The organism is uncultured Sphingomonas sp., assembly GCF_934560975.1.
Classification (GTDB): Bacteria; Pseudomonadota; Alphaproteobacteria; order Sphingomonadales; family Sphingomonadaceae; genus Sphingomonas_I.
Map to the genome: position 1 here is coordinate 26333 of NZ_CAKTFO010000018.1, position 21566 is coordinate 47898.

At 65.9% G+C, this 21566-nt stretch carries 20 protein-coding genes and 1 tRNA gene; 15 read left to right on the forward strand and 6 right to left on the reverse strand.

Going from position 1 to position 21566, the window contains the following annotated elements:
* Window positions 1–6: 6 nt before the first annotated feature.
* Entirely contained in the window at window positions 7–972 is a 966-nt protein-coding gene (locus Q0D93_RS11385) for a glycosyltransferase family 2 protein (RefSeq protein WP_294394260.1), read from the reverse strand.
* A gap of 158 nt (window positions 973–1130) precedes the next feature.
* Here Q0D93_RS11385 and gatB point away from each other — a divergent pair, with 158 nt between their 5' ends.
* Window positions 1131–2606, forward strand: coding sequence for an Asp-tRNA(Asn)/Glu-tRNA(Gln) amidotransferase subunit GatB (gatB, locus tag Q0D93_RS11390; protein WP_294394262.1), 1476 nt, complete (start codon window positions 1131–1133; stop codon window positions 2604–2606).
* A 55-nt stretch (window positions 2607–2661) separates the two neighbouring features.
* On the opposite strand, the gene Q0D93_RS11395 is transcribed toward gatB, so the two are convergent.
* Window positions 2662–2844 carry a hypothetical protein gene (locus Q0D93_RS11395; RefSeq protein ID WP_294394265.1) on the reverse strand — a complete coding sequence of 61 codons (183 nt, stop codon included), beginning with the start codon at window positions 2842–2844 and terminating at the stop codon, window positions 2662–2664.
* Window positions 2845–2960: 116 nt separating this feature from the next.
* Between Q0D93_RS11395 and Q0D93_RS11400 the strand changes: the two genes are divergently transcribed.
* The 13 genes from Q0D93_RS11400 to hisN all read left to right on the forward strand — a co-directional run bounded on the left by Q0D93_RS11400 (window position 2961) and on the right by hisN (window position 16611).
* Window positions 2961–3045: transfer RNA gene (locus Q0D93_RS11400), tRNA-Leu, on the forward strand.
* 52 nt (window positions 3046–3097) lie between these two features.
* Window positions 3098–4750, forward strand: coding sequence for a trigger factor (tig, locus tag Q0D93_RS11405; protein WP_294394268.1), 1653 nt, complete (start codon window positions 3098–3100; stop codon window positions 4748–4750).
* Between the two features lie 315 nt (window positions 4751–5065).
* Window positions 5066–7657 carry an AMP-binding protein gene (locus Q0D93_RS11410; protein WP_294394271.1) on the forward strand — a complete coding sequence of 864 codons (2592 nt, stop codon included), beginning with the start codon at window positions 5066–5068 and terminating at the stop codon, window positions 7655–7657.
* Between the two features lie 89 nt (window positions 7658–7746).
* Complete coding sequence (gene clpP / locus Q0D93_RS11415; RefSeq protein ID WP_294394274.1) at window positions 7747–8382, forward strand: ATP-dependent Clp endopeptidase proteolytic subunit ClpP; 636 nt, start codon at window positions 7747–7749, stop codon at window positions 8380–8382.
* Window positions 8383–8840: 458 nt separating this feature from the next.
* Window positions 8841–9896 carry an acyltransferase family protein gene (locus tag Q0D93_RS11420; protein WP_366510278.1) on the forward strand — a complete coding sequence of 352 codons (1056 nt, stop codon included), beginning with the start codon at window positions 8841–8843 and terminating at the stop codon, window positions 9894–9896.
* A 236-nt stretch (window positions 9897–10132) separates the two neighbouring features.
* Entirely contained in the window at window positions 10133–11407 is a 1275-nt protein-coding gene (gene clpX, locus Q0D93_RS11425; RefSeq protein WP_294394279.1) for an ATP-dependent Clp protease ATP-binding subunit ClpX, read from the forward strand.
* Between the two features lie 501 nt (window positions 11408–11908).
* Window positions 11909–13093 (forward strand): acetyl-CoA C-acyltransferase, encoded by a 1185-nt coding sequence (locus tag Q0D93_RS11430; RefSeq protein WP_294394283.1) that lies wholly within the window; start codon window positions 11909–11911, stop codon window positions 13091–13093.
* Window position 13094: 1 nt separating this feature from the next.
* Entirely contained in the window at window positions 13095–13466 is a 372-nt protein-coding gene (locus Q0D93_RS11435; protein WP_294394286.1) for a tRNA-binding protein, read from the forward strand.
* A gap of 83 nt (window positions 13467–13549) precedes the next feature.
* Complete coding sequence (locus Q0D93_RS11440) at window positions 13550–14104, forward strand: hypothetical protein (RefSeq protein ID WP_294394290.1); 555 nt, start codon at window positions 13550–13552, stop codon at window positions 14102–14104.
* Window positions 14104–14469: a GFA family protein gene (locus Q0D93_RS11445; RefSeq protein ID WP_294394293.1), complete on the forward strand. Its 366-nt coding sequence runs from the start codon at window positions 14104–14106 to the stop codon at window positions 14467–14469. The genes Q0D93_RS11440 and Q0D93_RS11445 overlap by 1 nt, the downstream gene beginning before the upstream one ends.
* A gap of 138 nt (window positions 14470–14607) precedes the next feature.
* Window positions 14608–14898, forward strand: coding sequence for a hypothetical protein (locus Q0D93_RS11450; RefSeq protein ID WP_294394296.1), 291 nt, complete (start codon window positions 14608–14610; stop codon window positions 14896–14898).
* Complete coding sequence (locus tag Q0D93_RS11455; protein WP_294394299.1) at window positions 14895–15785, forward strand: bestrophin family ion channel; 891 nt, start codon at window positions 14895–14897, stop codon at window positions 15783–15785. Before Q0D93_RS11450 ends, Q0D93_RS11455 begins: the two co-directional genes overlap by 4 nt.
* A 55-nt stretch (window positions 15786–15840) precedes the next feature.
* Window positions 15841–16611 (forward strand): histidinol-phosphatase, encoded by a 771-nt coding sequence (gene hisN / locus Q0D93_RS11460; RefSeq protein WP_294394301.1) that lies wholly within the window; start codon window positions 15841–15843, stop codon window positions 16609–16611.
* On the opposite strand, the gene Q0D93_RS11465 is transcribed toward hisN, so the two are convergent.
* Window positions 16599–17003, reverse strand: a complete 405-nt coding sequence (locus Q0D93_RS11465; protein ID WP_294394304.1) for a BLUF domain-containing protein — start codon at window positions 17001–17003, stop codon at window positions 16599–16601. The genes hisN and Q0D93_RS11465 overlap by 13 nt on opposite strands.
* Before the next feature lie 257 nt (window positions 17004–17260).
* On the opposite strand from Q0D93_RS11465, the gene leuA reads away from it, so the two are divergent.
* Complete coding sequence (gene leuA / locus Q0D93_RS11470; protein WP_294394358.1) at window positions 17261–18919, forward strand: 2-isopropylmalate synthase; 1659 nt, start codon at window positions 17261–17263, stop codon at window positions 18917–18919.
* Between the two features lie 48 nt (window positions 18920–18967).
* Here the strand turns inward: leuA and Q0D93_RS11475 are convergent, their stop codons facing one another.
* From Q0D93_RS11475 to mutL, 3 genes are all read right to left on the reverse strand, one after another.
* The gene (locus tag Q0D93_RS11475) at window positions 18968–19450 is read right to left on the reverse strand and encodes a superoxide dismutase family protein (protein WP_294394306.1); all 483 of its coding nucleotides are present in this window, start codon (window positions 19448–19450) and stop codon (window positions 18968–18970) included.
* A 104-nt stretch (window positions 19451–19554) separates the two neighbouring features.
* Window positions 19555–19764: a hypothetical protein gene (locus Q0D93_RS11480; RefSeq protein WP_294394309.1), complete on the reverse strand. Its 210-nt coding sequence runs from the start codon at window positions 19762–19764 to the stop codon at window positions 19555–19557.
* A 50-nt stretch (window positions 19765–19814) separates the two neighbouring features.
* The gene (gene mutL / locus Q0D93_RS11485) at window positions 19815–21566 is read right to left on the reverse strand and encodes a DNA mismatch repair endonuclease MutL (RefSeq protein WP_294394313.1); all 1752 of its coding nucleotides are present in this window, start codon (window positions 21564–21566) and stop codon (window positions 19815–19817) included.

Here is a 21566-nt window from a genome sequence, read left to right on the forward strand (position 1 = left end):
CCTCCATCACCGCGCGCCCCTGGCTTTCGGCAATGAGAAGCCGTGTGCTATCATGTCGCGCCACAGGAACGGCGCATCCAGGATCTGCTTGCCGCGTGCTGTGCGATGGGCGCGATACACCAGATCCCCGGTCAGGAAGAGCATGTTGGCCAACACCGCCTGGCCCTTGCCGTAGCGATCATGGAAGAATTTGTAGCGGGATTCGTACCAGTAAGCGGGCACGCGCTTCAGCTTTTCATCGGAGCGGACGCCCGTCGACTGGCCGGCGAGGTGGACGACGCGGCTGTCCGCCACATGCCAGATTTCGTAGCCGGCGGCGCGCACGCGGGCCATCAGGTCCACCTCCTCGAAATACAGGAAATAGCGTGCGTCCATCAGCCCGACCACGTCCAGCACCGGCCGCGGCATCATGAAGCTGGCGCCCGTGACCCAATCGACTTGCCCGGTCTCCTCCAGATTCTCGATCTTGACCGAGGCGCTCGGCACCAGCCTGTCCGCCACCCCCAGGCGCGCGCCGCCGAAGAATTCCCGCCACGGCGCGGGGAAGCGGAAGCCGTAGGCGCGCGGGCTGCCGTCGGGATTTTCGAGGCGGCTACCGGCCACGCCTGCTTTGGGATGCTCCCGCAGCGTCGTCAGCAACGCCTGGATCGCTCCCGCCCGGACATAGGTGTCGGGATTGAGGAAATAGACATAGTCGATGCCGGGGTCGCCCAGCACATGCTGTTCGAGGATGTGATTGTTGCCATAGGCGAAGCCGCCATTCACGCCGATGTCGAAGCAGGTGCAGAAATCGAGGCCGGCCTCCGCGATATAGTCGCGGATGATCCCGGTCGATCCGTCGCCTGAATCCGCATCGCCGACATAGACCTTGAGCGTCAGTCCGGGCGCACGCTCACGCGCAACGGAGGCCAGGCATTCCTTGACCAGCCCGGGCGTCCGGTAATTGACGATGACGATCGCAATGTTGGTCACTGGCGGACCCCCTCTGGCTGGTAGGCGGGATGCACGGCCACGAACGGCGCCTTCATGCCTGCGATCACCTCCGTTGACGCCGCCGCGTGCGGTCGGCGCTCACTTGCCCGCACCGCAGCGGATTGACAATGGCTCCGCCCCTACCCATCGCAATCGGCATGAGCGAACCCTATCATATCGAAGGGGCCACCGGCCCGTGGGAGGTCGTGATCGGGCTTGAGGTCCATGCCCAGGTCACGTCCGCGGCGAAATTGTTTTCCGGCGCGGCGACCGCCTTCGGGGCCGAGCCCAACAGCCAGGTCAGCCTGGTCGACGCGGCCATGCCCGGAATGCTGCCCGTGCCGAACAGGGAATGCATCCGCCAGGCGGTGCGCACCGGCATGGCGATCGGCGCGGAGATCAACCGCTGGTCGCGGTTCGACCGCAAGAATTATTTCTACGCCGACCTGCCGCAGGGTTACCAGATCAGCCAGCTCTACCATCCGCTGGTGGGCGAAGGCGCGATCGAGATCACGCTGGACGAGAAGGATCCGGACTCCGAGGTGAAGACCATCGGGATCGAGCGTATCCATGTCGAGCAGGATGCCGGCAAGCTGATGCACGATCAGCATCCGACGCGGTCCTATATCGACCTCAATCGGTCGGGCGTGGCGCTGATGGAGATCGTCAGCCGGCCCGACATGCGCTCCCCCGCCGAGGCCGGTGCCTATCTGCGCAAGCTGCGCGCGATCCTGCGCTATGTCGGTTCGTGCGACGGCAATATGGAGCAGGGTTCGATGCGGGCCGACGTCAACGTCTCCGTCCGCAAGGCAGGCGCGCCGTTCGGCACCCGCACCGAGACCAAGAACGTGAACTCGGTACGCTTCGTCATGGCGACCATCGAGGGCGAGGCCCGCCGCCAGGTCGACGTGCTGGAAGCGGGCGGCACGATCGTGCAGGAAACGCGCCTCTACGATCCCGACCGCAACGAGACGCGGTCGATGCGCTCCAAGGAGGATGCGCACGATTATCGCTACTTCCCCGATCCGGACCTGCTGCCGCTGGAGCTGGAGGAGGCATTCCTGGAGGAGTGCCGCGCCAGCCTGCCCGAGCTGCCCGACGCCAAGCGCCACCGTTACGAGCGCGAGCTGGGCATTTCGGCCTACAATGCGGGCGTGATCACCTCCGACGTGGAAACCGCGCGCTGGTTCGAGACGGTGCTGGCGGAAGGGGCAAAACCGGCGGCGGCGGCCAATTGGCTGACGTCCGAACTGTTCGGCGCGCTCAACCGACTGGGCAAGGACATCGGCGACTCGCCGGTCAGCGCGGCGCAGGCGGCGCAGCTGCTGGGCCTGGTCGCTGATGGTACCCTGTCGGGCAGCCTGTCCAAGCAGGTGTTCGAGATCATGCTGGAGACCGGCCAGGATCCCGCTGCCATCGTGGAGGAACGCGGGCTGAAGCAGACCAGCGACACCGGCGCGATCGAGGCGGAGATCGCCAAGGTGATGGCCGCCAACGCCGACAAGGTCGCCGATTATCGTGGCGGCAAGGACAAATTGTTCGGCTTCTTCGTGGGTCAGACGATGAAGGCGATGGCCGGCAAAGCCAATCCGGCGGTGGTCAACGAACTGCTGAAAAAGGCGCTGGACGCCTGAAGCCAGGGCCGGCCAGCGTCACGCTGCCCGGCCCGGTCTTTATCCCGTCAGGATATCAGCGTTCGAACGACTGATCCTGCACCCGGTTCTCGCCGCCGGTGCCCGCAGTGCCCTGGAACTCGCCGGGGCTGTCCTCGATATTCTCGCGGTCGGGCTGCTCGGCGGGCGACACCTGCTCGGGGGCGTCGGGCGACCCAGCCGGGGGCGAATCAGGAATAGCGTCGGGGTAGATGGCCATGGTCTCTCTCCGTCCTGGTTTGAGGTTTCACAACGAGCGGTCGTGCCGGAAGGCTCCACCAAACCTTGCCCTTCGCCGCGCGCTGCTATAAGCGCCCGCTTTCCGAGCAGCGTCCCGCGGGCGTGGCGGAACTGGTAGACGCGCTGGATTTAGGTTCCAGTATCGTAAGATGTGGGGGTTCGAGTCCCTTCGCCCGCACCAGCCGCTGCTTTCGAGAAGGGCCAAACCCAAGCCGAGGGCTTCGAGTAGATCCATGCAGACCGTTGAGACGTTGAACGAGGGCCTGAAGCGCGCCTACACCCTCACCATCCCGGCCGGCGACATCGCCGCCAAGGTCGATGCCGAGGTCCAGAAGGCCGCGCCGCAGATCCGGATGCCCGGCTTCCGTCCCGGCAAGGTGCCCGCCAACCTCATCAAGAAGATGCATGGCCCGGCGCTGGAGCGCGACGCGCTGAACACCGCCGTGCAGGAAAGCATCCAGGCGCTGCTGAGCGAGAAGCAGCTGCGCCCCGCCATGCAGCCGCAGGTCGAGCTGCAGGAAGATTATACGGCCGGCAACGACGTCGCCATCGACGTCTCGCTGGAAGTGCTGCCGCAGGTGCCCGCGCCCGCGATCGACAGCCTGACGCTGGAGCGCCTGACGGTCGAGGCACCGGCCGAGGACGTCGACCAGCAGGTCGAACGCTTCGCCGCCCAGCAGAAGAGCTTCGAGCCCGCGCAGGACGGCCACCCCGCCGTCGAGGGCGACCAGGTGGTGATCGATTTCGTCGGCAAGACCGAGGACGGCGTGGCCTTCCCCGGCGGCACCGGCGAGGACATGTCGGTCGAACTGGGTTCGGGCCGCCTGATTCCGGGCTTCGAGGACCAGTTGGAAGGCGCCAAGGTCGGCGAGGAGCGCACGCTCAACGTCACCTTCCCCGCCGACTATGGCGAGAAGAGCCTGGCCGGCAAGCCAGCTACGTTCGACATCACGGTCAAGTCGGTGAACGTGCCCAAGGACACGGTGATCGACGACGAGTTCGCCAAGACGCTCGGCCTTGAAAGCCTGGACAAGCTGAAGGAGCTGTTCAAGGGCCAGATCGAGCAGGAGCTGAACGGCCTGACCCGCACCCACATGAAGCGCAAGCTGCTCGATCAGCTGGCGCAGGGCCACGATTTCGAAGTGCCGCCATCGATGGTCGAGGCCGAGTTCGACCAGATCTGGCGCCAGCTGGAGCATGAGGCGACGCACGAGGCCGATCCGGAAGCCGCCAAGGCCGACCTGGAGAAGGATCGCGCGGAATATCGCGGCATCGCCGAGCGCCGCGTGCGCCTGGGCCTGCTCCTGTCCGAGATCGGACAGCAGAACGGCGTCACGGTCAGCCCGCAGGAAATGCAGCGGCTGGCGATGCAGGCCGCGCAGCAATATGCGCCCAAGGATCGCGAGCGGTTCATGGAATATATCCAGCAGGATGCGGTCGCCGCCGCCCAGCTGCGCGCGCCGCTCTACGAAGACAAGGTCGTCGACTTCCTGTTCGACAAGGCCACCATCACCGATCGTGCCGTGACCCGCGAGGAGCTGGAAGCGGCGATCGAGGCCGAGGATGACGGCGGCCCCAAGCCGCACGTCCATGGCCCGGACTGCAACCATGACCACGATCACGACCATGACCATGCGCACGGCCATGACCACGATCACGCGGCCGAAGCCGATCTGGCCAAGCCGAAGAAGGCCGCCGCCAAGAAGGCCGCTCCGGCGATCGAGGGCGACGCAGCCGAGGTGAGCGAGGCGGACGACGCGGCCAAAAAGCCTGCCGCCAAGCGTGCCAAGAAGGCCGTCGCCGCTGACGGTGAGGAAATCGCGATCGAGGGCGAGGCAGCCCCCAAGAAGCGCGCGACCAAGAAGAAGACCGAAGCCGAAGGCTGAGGCCGGCCGGATCGGGGCGACCGGGTGCAACGCCGTCGTTCCGATCGTCTTATGATACAGAAGGCGGCGTCCGGCAGGTCCGGTCGCCGCCTTTTTTCATGTTCCGCAACCTGTCCGACGCGCCCGCCACCGGAAACAGGATAAAGGCCCCCGCCCCCCCTCGCCCCGACGAACCGTTCGGGAGTTGAGCTATGTTGCGGCAGGTGCGATGGTGGACGTCCCGGCCGCTTTCCCCTGCGTGTTGCGCTGCAATAGCGTTGTTGGCTAAGCGCCTTGCCGGCGATCCAGATACATCCAAGCCGAAGGACATGGCGAATGCTCGGTGAGGTGATTGAACGGATCGCGGCAGCACGACCCGACGCCACCGCCGCTATCGACGATCGGGGCGTGACGCTGTCCTACGCGGATCTGATCGCGGCCTCCGACGACATGCTGCGCGATATCGGTCCCGAGCGGCAGCTGATCCTGCTGGAAGGGCAGAATAGCTGCGCCTGGCTGGTGGCCTATGTCGCGGGCCTGCGCGGCGGCCACCCCATGTTGATCGCGCCCGGCGGCAATCCGGACGCGCTCGGGCGATTGCAGGACAGCTTCCGGCCGTCGCTGCGCCTGACCGCCGATCGTGGGTTCCAGGTCGAGCACCTGTCCGAACGGCCGCCCGAACTGCACCCCGATCTGGCGTTGATGCTGTCCACCTCCGGATCGACCGGCAGCGCCAAGTGCGTTCGGCTGTCGGCGGCGAGTCTCCATGCCAATGCGGCCTCGATCGGGGCGTATCTGGCGCTCGGGCCGGACGAGCGCGGCGTGGTCAGCCTGCCGACGCATTATTCCTATGGGCTGTCGATCGTGAACAGCCATTTGCATGCGGGCGCGACCCTGTTGCTGACCGGCGAGTCGGTGGTGGCGGACGATTTCTGGACCTTCTGCGCGCGGCATGGCGCGACCAGCTTCGCCGGCGTGCCGCACAGCTACGACCTGCTGGCCCGCGTCGAGCTGCCCTCGCGCGCGCCGGCCAGCTTGCGCTATTTCACCCAGGCGGGCGGTCGGCTGCCCGAAGCCCAGATGCGCCAGTTCGCGACGCTGGCGGAGCGGCATGGCTGGCGTTTCTTCGTCATGTACGGCCAGACCGAGGCGACCGCGCGGATGGCCTATGTTCCGCCCGCCGACGCGCTGCGCAAGGCCGGCACGATCGGCATCGCCATTCCCGGCGGTGCGCTCTCCCTGCGCGACGAGGATGGCGCGGCGATCGAGGCGGTCGAGCAGGTGGGGGAGCTGGTCTATGCCGGCCCCAACGTGATGATGGGCTATGCGACGTCGCCTGACCATTTGCGCGACGCGGGGCAGCCGCCGGTGCTGGCGACCGGCGACCTGGCGGTGCGTGACACGGACGGCTTCTTTCGGATCGTCGGTCGGCTCAGCCGCTTCATCAAGATCTTCGGCAATCGCATCGGCCTGGACGATGTGGAACGGCTGCTGGCGGATGCCGGCCATCCCGCGATCGCCACAGGGATCGACGACCAGTTGCTGGTGGCCACGCGCGATGCCAGCGCGGTGCCGGCCATTGCCGCCATGCTGCGGCGGGACCTCAAGCTGCCCGACGCCTACTTCACCGTGCGGGTGGTGGAGGATTATCCGCTGCTGGCGTCCGGCAAGATTGACTATGCCGGCCTTAAAGCCTCCATCCCCGCCAGGGCCGACGCCGCGCCCGCTACGGCCCGGCGCGATCCGGCGGCGGTCGGGGCCGCCTTCATCGCCGCTTTTGGCGATCGGGGGCATGAGGAGACGGCGAGCTTCGCGTCGCTCGGCGGGGATTCGCTCAACTATGTGTCGGTCGCGCTGGCGCTGGAAGGCGTCCTCGGCGACCTGCCCGACGACTGGCCGGCCTTGTCGATCGGGCAACTGACTGCGCTGGCCGAGGAGCGGGCGGACGGGGAGCTTCCCGCCGCGCGTACGGCCATGCCGCGCAACCTGGAGACGCTGCGCGCGATCGCCTGTCTGCTGGTGGTGGTCTACCATGTGGTGGGCCTGGATTCGACGTCGGGCCTGCGCCTGCCGGACGGGTCGATCTGGTTGCGGCTGGTCGACAGCCTGGACTTCATCCGCATGCCGCTGTTCACCGCCATGGCGGGCTTCCTCTATGCCGCGATGCCGGCCCCCGGCGAGGGGCTCGGCCCGTTTCTGCGGCGCAAGGTGGCCCTGCTCGCCGCACCCTTGCTGTTCGTCACCCTGGTCAACTGGCTCGGGCGGAGCGCAGCCTATGGCGTGCGGGACGACCTGATATGGGGATTGCTGCACGGCTATCTCCACCTGTGGTTCGTCTACGCGCTGATGGTCCTGTTCGTGATCGTGGGCGTGCTGGATTGCTATGTAAGCATGGCGTGGCGTTTCTGGGCGGTGGTGTTCCTGCTCACGCCGTTCGCCGCCATGACGCTGCCCTTCGTCTATCTGTTCAGCATTTCGGAGGCGCTGCACCTGCTGCCCTTCTTTGTGCTCGGCATGCTGCTGCATCGCCGGCCGCAGCTCATGTCGTCCCGGCCGCTGCTGACTTTGGCCGGAGCCGGCGCGGTGGTCCTGCTCGCGCTCCAGCAGCTGGTGCTGTCCGGCCTGATGGCGCAGCATTGGCTGCTGCCGATGGGAATTGCGGGCGGGTGCGCGATCGTGCTGCTGGCGCTGCATTTCTTCCCCCGTCTGATCGCGCTGGAGGTGCTGGGGGCTTATTCCTTCACCATCTATCTGTGGCACCCGATGGGCAATGCCGCGGTGCGCCAGGCGCTGCGCATCGCGGGCGTCGAGCAGCGGCCGGTGCTGTTCCTGCTGGGGCTGGCGGGCGGCATGCTGCTGCCGGTGATGCTCCACACCATCATGACGCGCGCGCCGCGCTGGATCAGCCTGCCCGTGATCGGCCGGTGACCCCGTCCGCGCGGGGCTTGAACTCCCTTGCGCAAGCGACGATCTTGCAGCCACCAAAGCAGACCAAGCCACCAAGGATCCCATCCCACATGACCGACCACGCCGACATCACCGCGGGCCTCGTTCCGATCGTCATCGAGCAGAGCAACCGCGGCGAGCGCAGCTTCGACATCTACAGCCGCCTGCTGCGCGAGCGGATCGTGTTCGTGACCGGTCAGGTCGAGGATCACATGGCCTCGCTGATCACCGCCCAATTGCTCTTCCTGGAGTCCGAGAACCCCAAGAAGGACATCTTCATGTACATCAACAGCCCGGGCGGCGTGGTGACGGCGGGCCTCGCGATCCACGACACGATGCAATATATCCGCCCGCGCGTGGGCACCGTGTGCATCGGCCAGGCCGCCTCCATGGGCAGCTTCCTGCTGGCCGCCGGCGAGCCCGGGATGCGCGTGGCGCTGACCAACAGCCGGATCATGATCCATCAGCCGTCGGGCGGGGCCCAGGGCATGGCCGCCGACATCGAGATCCAGGCGCGCGAAATCCTGCGCATGCGCCACCGCCTGAACTCGCTGTACGCGAAGTATACCGGCCAGCCGATCGAGGAGATCGAGCGGGCGATGGACCGCGACAAGTTCCTGGAAGCCGACGAAGCCAAGGCCTACGGCCTGATCGACGAAGTGTTCGACAAGCGCCCCGCCCCGTCGGATGAGGCGGCTTCGGCTTAAGTACTGGATACTGTACCGGATTTCTTCGAAAATCGCCGCCATCTCGCCTTGTGGCATGGCGGCGCATTTTACTGACCTACCCGACTTAACAATTCCCAAGTAGCACAGCAGCAACACAGTCAGCTTTGGGCTGATGCGTGGCACCGATGTTGGATGGGTGGGCTGGCAAGCGCATACCCGTTTTTGCAGCTCCCTGCTATTTGCTCTGTTTGGTCTATAGACAGACCAGACCGCCAAGCGCTAAGAAGCGAATATTGGTAGGCGCACGCAGCATAGAAGTCACCGGATGCATGGGATGCGGATTGCACCTTAGATGCGGTGAGGCGCCTACTCTGTAAAGCGTGACAATCTAGAATTGGGGGGGAAATCCGATTCTTGCTACTCATCGCGCACGCCCGGAAAACGATATTCGTTTTCAAGCTGACAACCAGGCAGCACCCGTCTCCCGATTAATAGGATTGGACGCATTGCGTGCCATCCTTCTGAGCTATGGCATCTTCGTCCATACTGCCAACGTCAAGATTGAACCCCTGTTTTTCTTCATAGAAGGAAGCTCGGGTCTTTTCCGGATGAACACCTTCTTCTTTCTATCCGGATTACTGGCGGCGTTGACAATCGGGCGAGCAACGCCGGCCTCGTGGCTTCAAAAACGCGTGATCGCGTTGAGCGTACCTCTCCTGTTCGGGTTGCTGATACTCAATCCTCTTTTCTTCTTGCTACACAGTCATGTTCCTAAAGTTGGATTCATGGTGGGCTTTGTAGAGCGCAATCGGCTTGTATGGCACCTTCACTTGTGGTTCCTGTTTCCGCTGCTCGCCTTTACAATGACCACCTTTGCAATCCGGGACTTGCAAGTAAGAAAGGGGCGCAGCATAGCGATCAGAAACGATAATCTCATCCCTGACGCGCCACATATCAGATTGGCAGTGCTTGCCGCCCTGCTTGCCTTTCCGGCACTCCGCTACTTGGCGATGTGGGTGGTTTATCACATACCATTCAGGTCAGCAGGACTAGGCCATTTTTCCTTCATCATATCCATGACATTTGGCACCCTACCATTCTACCTTCTGGGTTACCTACTTCCAAACCACCGGTTTCTTCAGGCCATGTTTTCATCGCCTATATACTGGCTGGTAGGCCTGCTGAGCATTCCTCTGCTCCTAGCCAGGATCGGCGTTGTGGCACTCGACCCCAAGACCCATGACATTGTAAACAGCGTTGGATCCACCGCTTTTTCACTGGCGTTCATTGTAATTACTACGCCAGTTTTTCTGAAAATAACGTCCATCCATCCGTTTCTTACCAGTCTCAGCAAATCCTCTTACACTATTTACATCGTACATTTTTTGCTCGTTTCTATGTTTTTGTACGCCTATTCCTGGGCAGGGCTATCAATTTATCCTGCCGCAGCCGCGACAGTCATTTCGGTGTTTATAGTAGCCCTGACAATTCATTCCCAGCTTGTGGAACGCCACCGATGGGCGCGCTTCTTGCTCAACGGCAAAATGACTTAGGGCCCGGACAGGTTGCCTGCTCGCCACCTTAGCGGCAAAGCTGGAACGAACCGGGTCCGATCGCATCGATATGATTCCGGGAGGGCTGAATGATGCGGCATGGCTTGAAGCACCGCTTGTTTACCGCGCGCTGATACACACATAGGGTGTCCATGCCCGAGATGGCCGTGCAGGGTTGCTACGGCCATGCAAAGAGTGGCATCTTTCGAGTCGGCCATCGGCCTTGAGGTGAGTGAATGACGAAGCTTAGCGGCGGCGATTCCAAGAGTACCCTGTATTGCTCCTTCTGCGGGAAGTCGCAGCATGAGGTGCGCAAGCTCATCGCCGGGCCGACGGTGTTCATCTGCGACGAGTGCGTGGAGCTGTGCAACGACATCATCCGCGAGGAGACGAAGGCCGCCTTTGTCAGTCGCAAGGATGGGGGCGTGCCGACGCCGTCCGACATCAAGCAGCATCTGGACGATTATGTGATCGGCCAGAGCCAGGCGAAGCGCGTCCTGTCCGTCGCGGTCCACAACCATTACAAGCGCCTGAACCATGGCGCCAAGGGTGCGGACGTCGAGCTTGCCAAGTCCAACATCCTGCTGGTCGGCCCCACCGGCTGCGGCAAGACCCTGCTGGCCCAGACGCTGGCCAAGACGTTCGACGTGCCCTTCACCATGGCCGATGCGACCACGCTGACCGAAGCCGGCTATGTCGGCGAGGATGTGGAGAACATCATCCTGAAGCTGCTGCAGGCGAGCGACTACAATGTCGAGCGGGCGCAGCGCGGGATCGTCTATATCGACGAGATCGACAAGATCAGCCGCAAGGCGGACAACCCCTCCATCACCCGCGACGTGTCGGGCGAAGGCGTGCAGCAGGCCCTGCTGAAGCTGATGGAAGGCACCACCGCCAGCGTGCCGCCGCAGGGCGGGCGCAAGCATCCGCAGCAGGAATTCCTGCAGGTGGACACGACCAACATCCTGTTCATCTGCGGCGGCGCGTTCGCCGGGCTGGAGAAGATCATCGGCGACCGCCTGCAGGGCAAGTCGATCGGCTTCGGCGCGTTCGTGGCCGCCCCGGAAGAGCGCCGCACCGGCGAGGTGCTGCGCCAGTGCGAGCCGGAGGATCTGCTGAAGTTCGGCCTGATCCCCGAATTCGTCGGCCGCCTGCCGGTGATCGCGACGCTGGAGGACCTGGACGAAGCGGCGCTGGTCAAGATCCTGGCCGAGCCGAAGAACGCGCTGGTCAAGCAATATCAGAAATTGTTCGAGATGGAGGGGGTCAACCTTTCCTTCACGGACGAGGCGCTGGGCGCGGTCGCCAAGAAGGCGATCGTCCGCAAGACCGGCGCGCGCGGGCTGCGGTCGATCCTGGAAGGGATGCTGCTCGACACGATGTTCGACCTGCCGTCGATGGACGGCGTGGACGAGATCGTGATCGACAAGGACGTGGTGGAAGGCCGCAAGGAACCGGTCCGCGTCTTCGCCAAGAAGGCCAAGGAAAAGGCGGGCGGCGACGCGGCCTGAGGCTGGCGTTTCGACCGATCGGATGGCGGGTGTCCCGGCGATGGCCGGGGCACCCGTTTTTCTTTGGGGCGGACGCGCCCGGACGGTACGGGGCGGTGGCGCCGTGGGTGACGGGTTGGCCTCATCGTGCGTCCGTTCTCGCCGCATGAGGCTTGGGGCATTTGCAGTCGGGACAGAGCTGTCGGCGCCACCTCATCAAGACGGAAGCTGTGCCCGCACGCAGGCGAGAGCTTGGGAAGCGGAGGGGTACCGCCTGATCCCATGTGCTCCCGCCTGCGCGGGAGCACACCTAGTGACGTTTGCGGGGTGGATGCCCGGTCGTGGGCTGGGCCGCGCCTGTGTGACGGATGCATGGCGCAAGGCGCTTGCGGATGGCCTGCGTGAGCCGCCGGGTGCGAGGATTTGGCGGGCGACTTGCCCCCTCCCCTTCCGCCTATCACGATCAAGCGGGCCGCATCGCGGAAGGGCTGAAAGGCGCGGACGTGGGCGCTATATGATGGCATGGCTTATGATCCCACCGTCATCTGCGGCACCGCGCGCACGCCGATGGGCGGCTTCCAAGGCGCTTTGTCCTCGCTGTCCGGCACCAAACTGGGCGCGGCGGCGGTGAAGGGGGCGGTGGCGCGGGCGGGGGTGTCGCCCGGCCGGATCGAGCGCATCTATATGGGGTGCGTGCTGGCGGCCGGACTGGGCCAGGCGCCGGCGCGCCAGGCGGCGCTCGGCGCGGGGCTGCCGCGATCGGTGGAGGCGACCACGGTCAACAAGATGTGCGGATCGGGGATGCAGGCCGTCATCATGGGCGATGAGGCGATCCGCGCCGGCGCGGTCGGCACGGTGCTGGCCGGCGGGATGGAGAGCATGTCCAACGCGCCCTTTCTGCTGCCCAAGCATCGTGCCGGCGCCCGGATCGGCCATGATCGCGTGGTCGATTCGATGATGATGGACGGGCTGGAGGATGCCTACCAACCCGGCAAGGCAATGGGCGCATTCGCGGAGGACTCCGCCCGCAGCTACGGCTTGACCCGCGCGGCGCAGGATGCGTTCGCGATCGAGAGCCTGGCCCGGGTAACGCACGCGGTCGAGAATGGAGCCTTCGCCGACGAGATCGTGCCGGTGACGGTGAGGACGCGCGGCGGCGACGTGGCGGTCGATACGGACGAGCAACCCGGCAAGGCGCGGCCGGACAGGATCGCGACGCTGAAGCCCGCCTTCGCAACCGACGGCACGATCACCGCCGCCAACGCATCCTCGATTTCCGACGGAGCCGCCGCCCTGCTGCTGGCGCGCGAAAGCCTGGCACGGGACCAGCGCTGGCCGATCGAGGCGCGGATCGTCGCTACCGCCGCCCATGCGCAGGATCCTGCCCAGTTCACCACCGCGCCCGTTCCGGCCATCGCCAAGGTGCTGGAAAAAGCGGGCTGGACCGTGGCGAATGTGGACCTGTTCGAGATCAACGAGGCTTTTGCCTGCGTGACCATGATCGCGATGCAGGAGCTGGAGCTGCCGCACGATCGGGTCAACGTGCATGGCGGGGCGACCGCCCTCGGTCACCCCATCGGTGCATCGGGGGCGCGCATCATCGTGACCTTGCTGGCGGCCCTGAAAGCGCGCGGGCTGAAGCGCGGGGTGGCCGCCTTGTGCATCGGCGGTGGCGAGGCGACGGCCATCGCCGTGGAGCGCCCGTGACATGCACCTGACCCATGATCCCGCGACCGGGGCCGCCCCGACCATCGGCTTCGACCAATTCCTGGCGGTCGATATTCGCATCGGCACGATCGTGGCGGCCGAGCCCTTCCCCGAAGCGCGCAAGCCGTCGCTGAAGCTGACCATCGATTTCGGCCCCGCCATCGGCACCAAGCGATCGAGCGCGCAGATCACCCGCCATTACGCGGCCGACAGCCTGGTCGGGCGGCAGGTGGCGGCGGTGGTGAACCTGCCCCCACGCCAGATCGGCCCGTTCCTGTCGGAGGTGCTGACCCTCGGCTTCCCCGATGACGCGGGCGAGGTGGTGCTGTTCGCCCCGAACAGGCCGACGCCCGAGGGCGCACGCCTGTTCTGACCCGAGCGGCCAAGGCCGAAGGGTCTGTTGCGGCGGACGGCCAGGGGCTATGTGCGCGGACGCAAGACGGGGAGTGAGCGGGGATGAAGATGATTGCGGCGATCGTGAGCGGCCTGCTGGTCGCGGCCATGCCCGCCATGGCGGCGGAGAAGGACGGCGCGACGCGGGTGCTGGCGCCATTGGTCGCCTGCCGACCGATCAGCGACGCCTCCGCGCGCGCGGCCTGCTACGACCGGGCGCTTGATGGGCTGCGTGGCGCCGTGTCCGCCAAGCAGGTGACGATCCTCGACCGCGAGCAGGTACAGGTCAACCGCAAGGCCATGTTCGGCTATTCCGGACAGGAGCCGCCCGCGCCCAAGGCAAGCAGGAAGGCGCCGGCTCAGGTGACAGCGAAGGGGCCCACCCCCGCGCCCGAGCCGGTCAACGAAATTTCCTCCACGATCGTGTCGGCCACGCCCTATGCGGTCGATCGTTGGACGATCCGCATCGCCGGCGGCGCGGTGTGGCGCACCACGGAAGCGGGCATGGCGGTGGCGCCGCGCGCGGGAACCCCGGTCCACATCAAGCGGGCGCTGATGGGCAGCTACATGCTGCGGATCGGTGATGCCCGTGCGCTGCGCGCGATGCGGGTTGGCTGATGCGTACGGTCGAAGGCGGCTGCCATTGCGGGCTGGTGCGGTTCGAGGCGGATGTGCCGGACGGGCCGGTGACGATCGACGAATGCGATTGTTCGATCTGTTCGATGACGGGGTATCAGCATCTGATCGTACCCGCCGCCAACTTCCGCCTGGTCGAGGGGCGGCGTGACACCACCAGCTATCGTTTCGGCACGGGCACGGCGCAGCACATCTTTTGCACGCAGTGCGGGATCAAGAGCTTCTACCGCCCCCGATCCCATCCCGATTCGTATAGCGTGAATTTGCGCTGCCTGGACCAAGGGCATGGACTGGATACGGTGATGCGTCCGTTCGACGGCCGCAACCATCCCGGCGTCGTCGGCTGATCGCCGGCACCTGATGGTTCCGCTGCACCGCACTATGACGTGCAGCGGAAATGGAGCAGCAACGTCGGGACGCAAACGGTCGGCATACGGCAACATTGCTGCCAATTAGTGTTTCCCGCCCATGATCGGCGTTGACCCATGCTGCGCCGCATCCAAATCCCGCGCTTCAGCCGGCGGGAGCATGGAATGCTGCATTATTATCTGGCCACGCGCGACGAGCCGTTGAGCTGGGCCGATGTGGAGGCGCTGCCTTTCTACATCTTTGCCGCGATCATCGTCGCCGGCTTGGTGCGCGTCTGGCTGGGCATCGATTCCGAGCTGGAATCCGCCTTGTTCAAATCCGTCCTGATCCTGATGATGCTGGGCCTGCGCTACCTGCTGTTCGATTATGAGCAGGAGGCCGCCGACCAGCAGAGCCCCGCCGCATGATCGTCGGCCCCGCGCCGCGCATCCGGCAGACGCTCTATTCGGCCTGGCGCATCCTGGCGGTGCTGTTCGTGTGGGACCTGGCGGTCACCGTGTTCTACTTCGTGGTGCCGTTCAAGGCGCCGGCCTTGCCCATCACCCTGCTGGGCACCGCCGTTGCCTTGTTTATCGGCTTTCGCGACACGTCCGCCTACCAACGCTGGTGGGAAGGGCGGATATTGTGGGGCGCGATGATCAACGCATCACGCAGCCTGACGCGCGGCGTGATCGCCTTTTTGCCCGACGACCATGCCGGCGCCCTGTCGATCAAGCGGATCTTGGTGCTGCGCCAGATCGCCTATGTGCAGGCATTGCGGCGCCAGTTGCGGCGGGAGGATCCCGCCCCGGAAATCCACCGCTTATTGGGTGAGGAAGGCGGACGCGACGCACTGGCGCGGGCCAATCCCGCCAATGCCCTTCTGGAGGGCAATGCCCGGCTGATCGCCACCGTCTGCCGCGAAGGGCTGATCGATACGATCCAGCAGACGCAGTTGGAAGCGGTGCTGGTCGATGTTGCCAATGCGCAGGGCGGCATGGAGCGGCTGAAGAACACGCCCCTGCCTGCCCAATATCGCAGCTTTCCGGCATTTTTCACTCGGATGCTGTGCATATTCGCGCCGATCGGGATGGTTGAATCGCTCGGCTGGGCGACGCCGATCGGTTCGTCCGTGGCGGGCTTCATGTTCCTGGTCGGCCTGCAGATCGCGGACGATCTGGTCGATCCGTTCGCCGGCACGGTGCACGACGTACCGCTGACCGCCATGTGCCGGACGATCGAGATCGACCTGCTGCAATCCATTGGCGAGGAAGCGCCGCCGCCCCTGGTGCCGGTCAAGGGCGTGTTGTGGTGAGCGGCACGTCGCTCCGGGACTTCGGTTTGGTGGAGATCTGGGGCATGGAGGCCGGATGACTGACGACGATCTCCTGCTGGCACAGCGCCTGGCCGATGCCGCGGGCGCGGCGATCCGCCCCTTGTTCCGTAAGCCCTTTTCGATGGAGACCAAGGCCGACCAATCGCCCGTGACGGAGGCCGACCGGGCGGCGGAAGGAGCGATGCGTGCGATCCTGGGCGCCGAACGGCCGGACGACGGCATCATCGGTGAGGAATATGGCGAGGAGCGCGCGCAGGCCGCGCGGCAATGGGTGCTCGATCCGATCGACGGCACCCGTTCCTTCGTGGCCGGGCGGCCGATCTTCGGTACGCTGATCGCGTTGCTGGAGGACGGGCGACCGGTGCTGGGAGTGATCGACCAGCCGATTGCCGGCGAACGCTGGATCGGGGCCAAGGGCCGTCCGACCCTGCTGAACGGCGCGGCGATCCGCACCCGCGCCTGTTCGGCCATCGCGCGGGCGCACCTTGCCACCACCGGCCCGGCTTACTTCACGACGGACAGCTACCTCGCGTTCGACCGGGTGCGCGCCGCCGCGCGCGACACGTTGTGGGGCGGCGACTGCTACAATTACGGGCTGCTGGCGGCGGGCCATCTCGACCTGGTGATCGAGGACGGGCTGAAATTATATGACTTCGCCGCCTTGGTGCCGATCGTCGAAGGTGCCGGCGGGCGGATGACCGACTGGCAGGGGCGCGCGCTCGACCGCGACAGCATCGGCCAGGTGATCGCGGCCGGCGACCCGGCGTTGATCGACCCGGCCGTTGAATTGCTTCAGGCGGCCTGACGCACGCGCGCGAAGCCGCGGAACAGTTCGCGCATATTCTTGTCTTCCAGCGTGTCGGTCATCCGGTCCACCAGATCGGCGACCGTCTCGCCCGCGGCGATGGTGACGCGCTGCGCGGCCATCGCCCAGCCGCCGAACGAGCGCACTTCCACGGTTCGCTGGGACAGCAGAACGAGTGCGCGGTGACGAGGATCGAGCTTGATGCGGTTGTAGGTCGCCATCACCGCCGACGGTTCCCCTTCCAGCGCCTGCAGGAAGCGATAGCCGTCATACAGCAGCAGACCAGTCAGGCCCGCGCGGAAATTGTTGGCGCGGGATGTGCGCAGGATGTCGCGGATCTGCTCCCCCGACAGGCCCGGCGTGCCGGTGCTGATGTAGGTGAGCTGAAGCATGGGAGCGTGATCCTTTCACGTCCATCTAGCAGGCCGATGGTTAAGGAATGTTGAGCGGAAAGCGGGTGGACGCCCGTGCGGCCATCGGTTAAGCCCACCCTTATGCAGTTCGGCCGCGGCCTTCTCCTGCTTCGACTTACGCGCCCTTAGGCGCGTCGATCGCTTGCGGCCTGGCCAGGCCGCCGTCACCGCCTAAGGGACCGCCACCGCGCTCCACAGCGCCCTGACGCTCTTATGTGCCGAGACCGACCATGCCGATGATCGCCGATCCTTCCGTCAAATACCGCTCCTTCCCGCAGGTCGATCTGCCCGACCGGCAATGGCCGTCCCGAACGATCACGCGCGCCCCGCGCTGGTTGTCCACCGACATGCGCGACGGCAACCAGGCGCTGATCGATCCGATGGACGAGGAGAAGAAGACCCGCTTCTTCGACCTGCTGGTCAAGGTCGGGCTGAAGGAGATCGAGGTCGGTTTCCCCAGCGCGGGCGCGACCGAGTTCGACTTCATCTCCGGCCTGGTCCGCACCGGGCGCATCCCCGACGACGTGACCGTGCAGGTGCTGACCCAGTCGCGCCGCGACCTGATCGAAAAGAGCTTCCAGAGCCTGGAGGGCGCACGTCAGGCGATCGTCCACCTCTACAATGCCGTATCGCCGTCATGGCGGCGGATCGTGTTCGGCATGACCCGCGACGAGGTGCGCGACATTGCTGTTGCGGGCGCCAAGATCCTGCGCGACGAGGCGGCCAAGCGGCCGGGCACCGACTGGAACTTCGAATATAGCCCGGAAACCTTTTCCACCGCCGAGCTGGATTTCAGCCTGGAGGTGTGCGCGGCGGTGATGGACGTGCTGCGTCCGACGCCGGACAAGCCGCTGATCCTGAACCTGCCGGCGACGGTGGAGGCGGCGACGCCCAACATCTACGCCGACCAGATCGAATATTTCTGCCGCAACGTGCCCAATCGCGACGCGGTGGTGATCTCGCTCCACACCCACAATGATCGCGGCACCGGCGTGGCGGCGGCGGAGCTGGGGCTGATGGCTGGGGCCGACCGGGTCGAGGGCTGCCTGCTCGGCAATGGCGAGCGGACCGGCAATTGCGACCTCGTGACGGTCGCGCTCAACCTCTACACGCAGGGGGTCGAGCCCGGACTGGACTTGTCGGACATCGACGAGGTGGTGAACACGGTGCAATATTGCACCAACATCCCGGTCCATCCCCGCACGCCTTATGCCGGCGACCTGGTCTTTACCGCCTTTTCCGGCAGCCACCAGGACGCGATCAAGAAGGGCTTTGCCGCGCAGGAACAGCGCAACGATCAGATGTGGGACGTGCCCTATCTGCCGATCGACCCCAAGGATCTCGGCCGCGATTACGAGGCGGTGATCCGCGTCAATTCGCAGTCGGGCAAGGGCGGCGTCGCCTGGGTGCTGGAACAGGACAAGGGGCTGAAGCTGCCCAAGCGGATGCAGGCGGACCTGAGCCGCGCGGTGCAGGCCCTGGCCGACGAAACCAGCCGCGAGCTGAACGCGGCGGACATCTGGGGCCGGTTCCAGCAGCAGTACCGGCTGGAAGGCGAACAGGCATTCGCACTCGTTTCCTACGAAGAAACGCAGGCTGGGTCGGACCGGATCTTCACCGGCAGGATCCGCCATGACGGCGTCGAGCGCACGGTCAGCGGGCGCGGGAACGGCCTGTTGTCCAGCGTCGTCGCGGCGATGCGCGAGGCGTTCGGGGTTGAGCTGGAGATTGCTGACTATTCCGAACACGCCATCGGCAAGGGCAGCGACGTACAGGCGGCCGCCTATGTCGAGACGCGCAGCGGCGACGGGCGAGCCATCTTCGGCGTGGGCATCGACACGGACGTCGCGACCGCATCGGTGCGGGCATTGCTGAGCGCGGCCAACGCGCTCTGACGCAGGAGGCGTGGCCCCCGCCTGCCCGGGCGGGGGCCGAACCCCGGCTTACTTGATGATCGCGCAGCCCACGCGGTCGCCGGCGCCGCCGATCGGCTGGGTCATGTGATCGTCGGGTTTGGCATGGATCACCACGGACGAGCCGTCGGCGTCGCGCAGGCCGTCCATCGTCACCAGCGTGGTGAACAATTCGGCCTTCACCGTGCCATCAGCGGCGACATGAATGTTGGGCAGGTCGCCCGTATCGGTCGCGTCGGGGTTGAGCAGGCCATGCACCGGTGCCGCCTTGTGGGTATGGCCGCCCGCCGCCTTGAACGCGGCATCACTGCAATCGCCCTTTTCGTGGAGGTGGATGGCATGCCAGCCCGGCGTCAAGCCGGCGGCGTCCACCTTCAGCAGCACGCCCTTGGGCGCGGGAACCGCCGTGACGTTGCCTTGCACGCCCTTGAACGGCGCGGTCACGGGCGCTCGCGCAAGCGCCGGAGCAAGGGCCAGGCCGGCGGCGGCGAGCAGGAGCGGCAGTCGGGTCATGTTGGTCTCCTCTGACGGCGGAAAGCCCGGCCGATGCGGGCAACCGCAGTCACCATAGGTGACTTGCCGGCAGCATGACAGACATCCTCTAGAAGTGTTGCCGGTCAGGGCCGGGCAAGGCTGCCCAACTCGCGATAGCTGATGCCGTAGGTCTGGCAGATATGGTCGCGCAGCACGCTTTTGGCGGCCTCCATCTCCGCATAGGCCAGTTCTTCCGCTTCCTCATGCGCGAAATCGACCCGGTAGGCATCGGGCACCAGAGCTTCCCATGTCACATTGTGCCGCGCGGCAGCGTCGCGGACCGCGGCAACCAAATCATGTCCATCCATGCGGGGAAAACGGGCCTGTTGCGGAACGGTTGCCGTCACTTGCGCCCGAACAGCTTCTCGATTTCGGCATGGTCCAGCTTCACCCAGGTCGGGCGGCCATGGTTGCACTGGCCCGAATGGGGCGTCGCCTCCATCTCGCGTAGGAGGGCGTTCATCTCGGCCACCGACAGGATGCGGCCGGCACGAACCGAGCCGTGGCACGCCATGGTGGCCGCGATCGAATCCAGTTTTTCCTTGAGGCTGAGCGCCTGGTCGTAAGCGGCCAGTTCATCGGCGAGATCCACGACCAATTGGCGCGGATCGCCCCCGCCCAGCTGGGCCGGGGTGGCGCGCACCAGCATCGCCTTGGCCCCGAACCGTTCCAGTTCGAGGCCCATTTCGGCCAGTTCGCCGGTGCGCGCCTCCAGCCGGTCGCAGGCGGTTTCCTCAAGCTCCACCACCTCCGGCAGCAGCAGGGACTGCCGCGCCACCCCGCCATCCGCCATCGCGCGGCGCATCCGTTCCAGCACCAGCCGCTCGTGCGCGGCATGCTGATCCACCAGGATCAGGCCATCGGTGGTTTCCGCGACGATATAGGTGGCGGCTACCTGCCCGCGCGCCACGCCGAGCGGATATTCGGCGGACACCGGCGGCGGCGCCATCGCCTGTTCGGCGCGGGCGACGGGCGGCGGCATGTAGGCAGGCGCCTGATCCCACACCGATGGCTGCGACACCGGGACGGGCGCGGGGGGCGCCCATTGCGGCGCGAGCGGCTCCACCTGCCACCGGCCCAGCGACGCGACGGAGGGCCGCTCCGCGCTGCGATGACCGGCACTGTCCAGCGCCGCGCGCAGGCCGCCCACGATCAGGCCGCGCACCAGCCCCGCCTCCCGAAAGCGGACCTCCGTCTTGGCAGGATGGACGTTCACGTCCACCTCTTCCATCGGCACGTCCAGGAACAGGGCCAGCACCGGGTGGCGATCGCGGGCGAGCAGATCTTGATAGGCAGCGCGCACGCTGCCGATCAGCAGCCGGTCCTTCACCGGGCGGCCGTTGACAAACAGATATTGATGGTCGGCCACGCCGCGGCTGAAGGTCGGCAGCCCCGCGACCCCGCCCAGGCGGATGCCTTCGCGCATATGATCGACCGCGATCGAATTGCGGACCAGTTCCCGGTCGATCAGCGCGGCGACCCGCTCCGGCCGGGTCTCGTCCGGCTGGACGGCGATCGACTTGCGGCCGTCATGCTCCAGGGTGAAGCCGATTTCGGGCCGCGCCATCGCCAGACGGCGGACGACGTCGACGCAGGCGGCATATTCCGCGCGCGGGGTGCGCAGGAACTTGGCGCGGGCCGGCACGCGGGCGAACAGCCCCTCCACCTTGACCCGCGTGCCCGGCGGCAAGGCGGCCGGCCCCTCCTCCACCACCCGGCCATTGTCGACGGTGCGGCGCCAGCCCTCGGCACCGCGCACCCGGCTTTCGACGGTCAGCGTCGCAACGCTGGCGATGGAAGGCAGCGCCTCGCCCCGAAAACCCAACGTCGCGACGTGCTCGATCGCGTCGTCGGGCAGCTTGGACGTGGCATGCCGCTCCAGCGCGAGCGCCATATCCGGCGGGCTCATGCCGCACCCGTCATCCACCACCTCGATCCCGCCGATTCCGCCATCGGACAGGCGGATCAGGATGCGGGTGGAGCCCGCGTCGACGGCATTCTCGACCAGCTCCTTCAACGCGCTGGCGGGACGTTCCACCACTTCACCGGCGGCGATGCGGTTGACCAGATGCTCGGGTAGTCTGCGTATTGACAC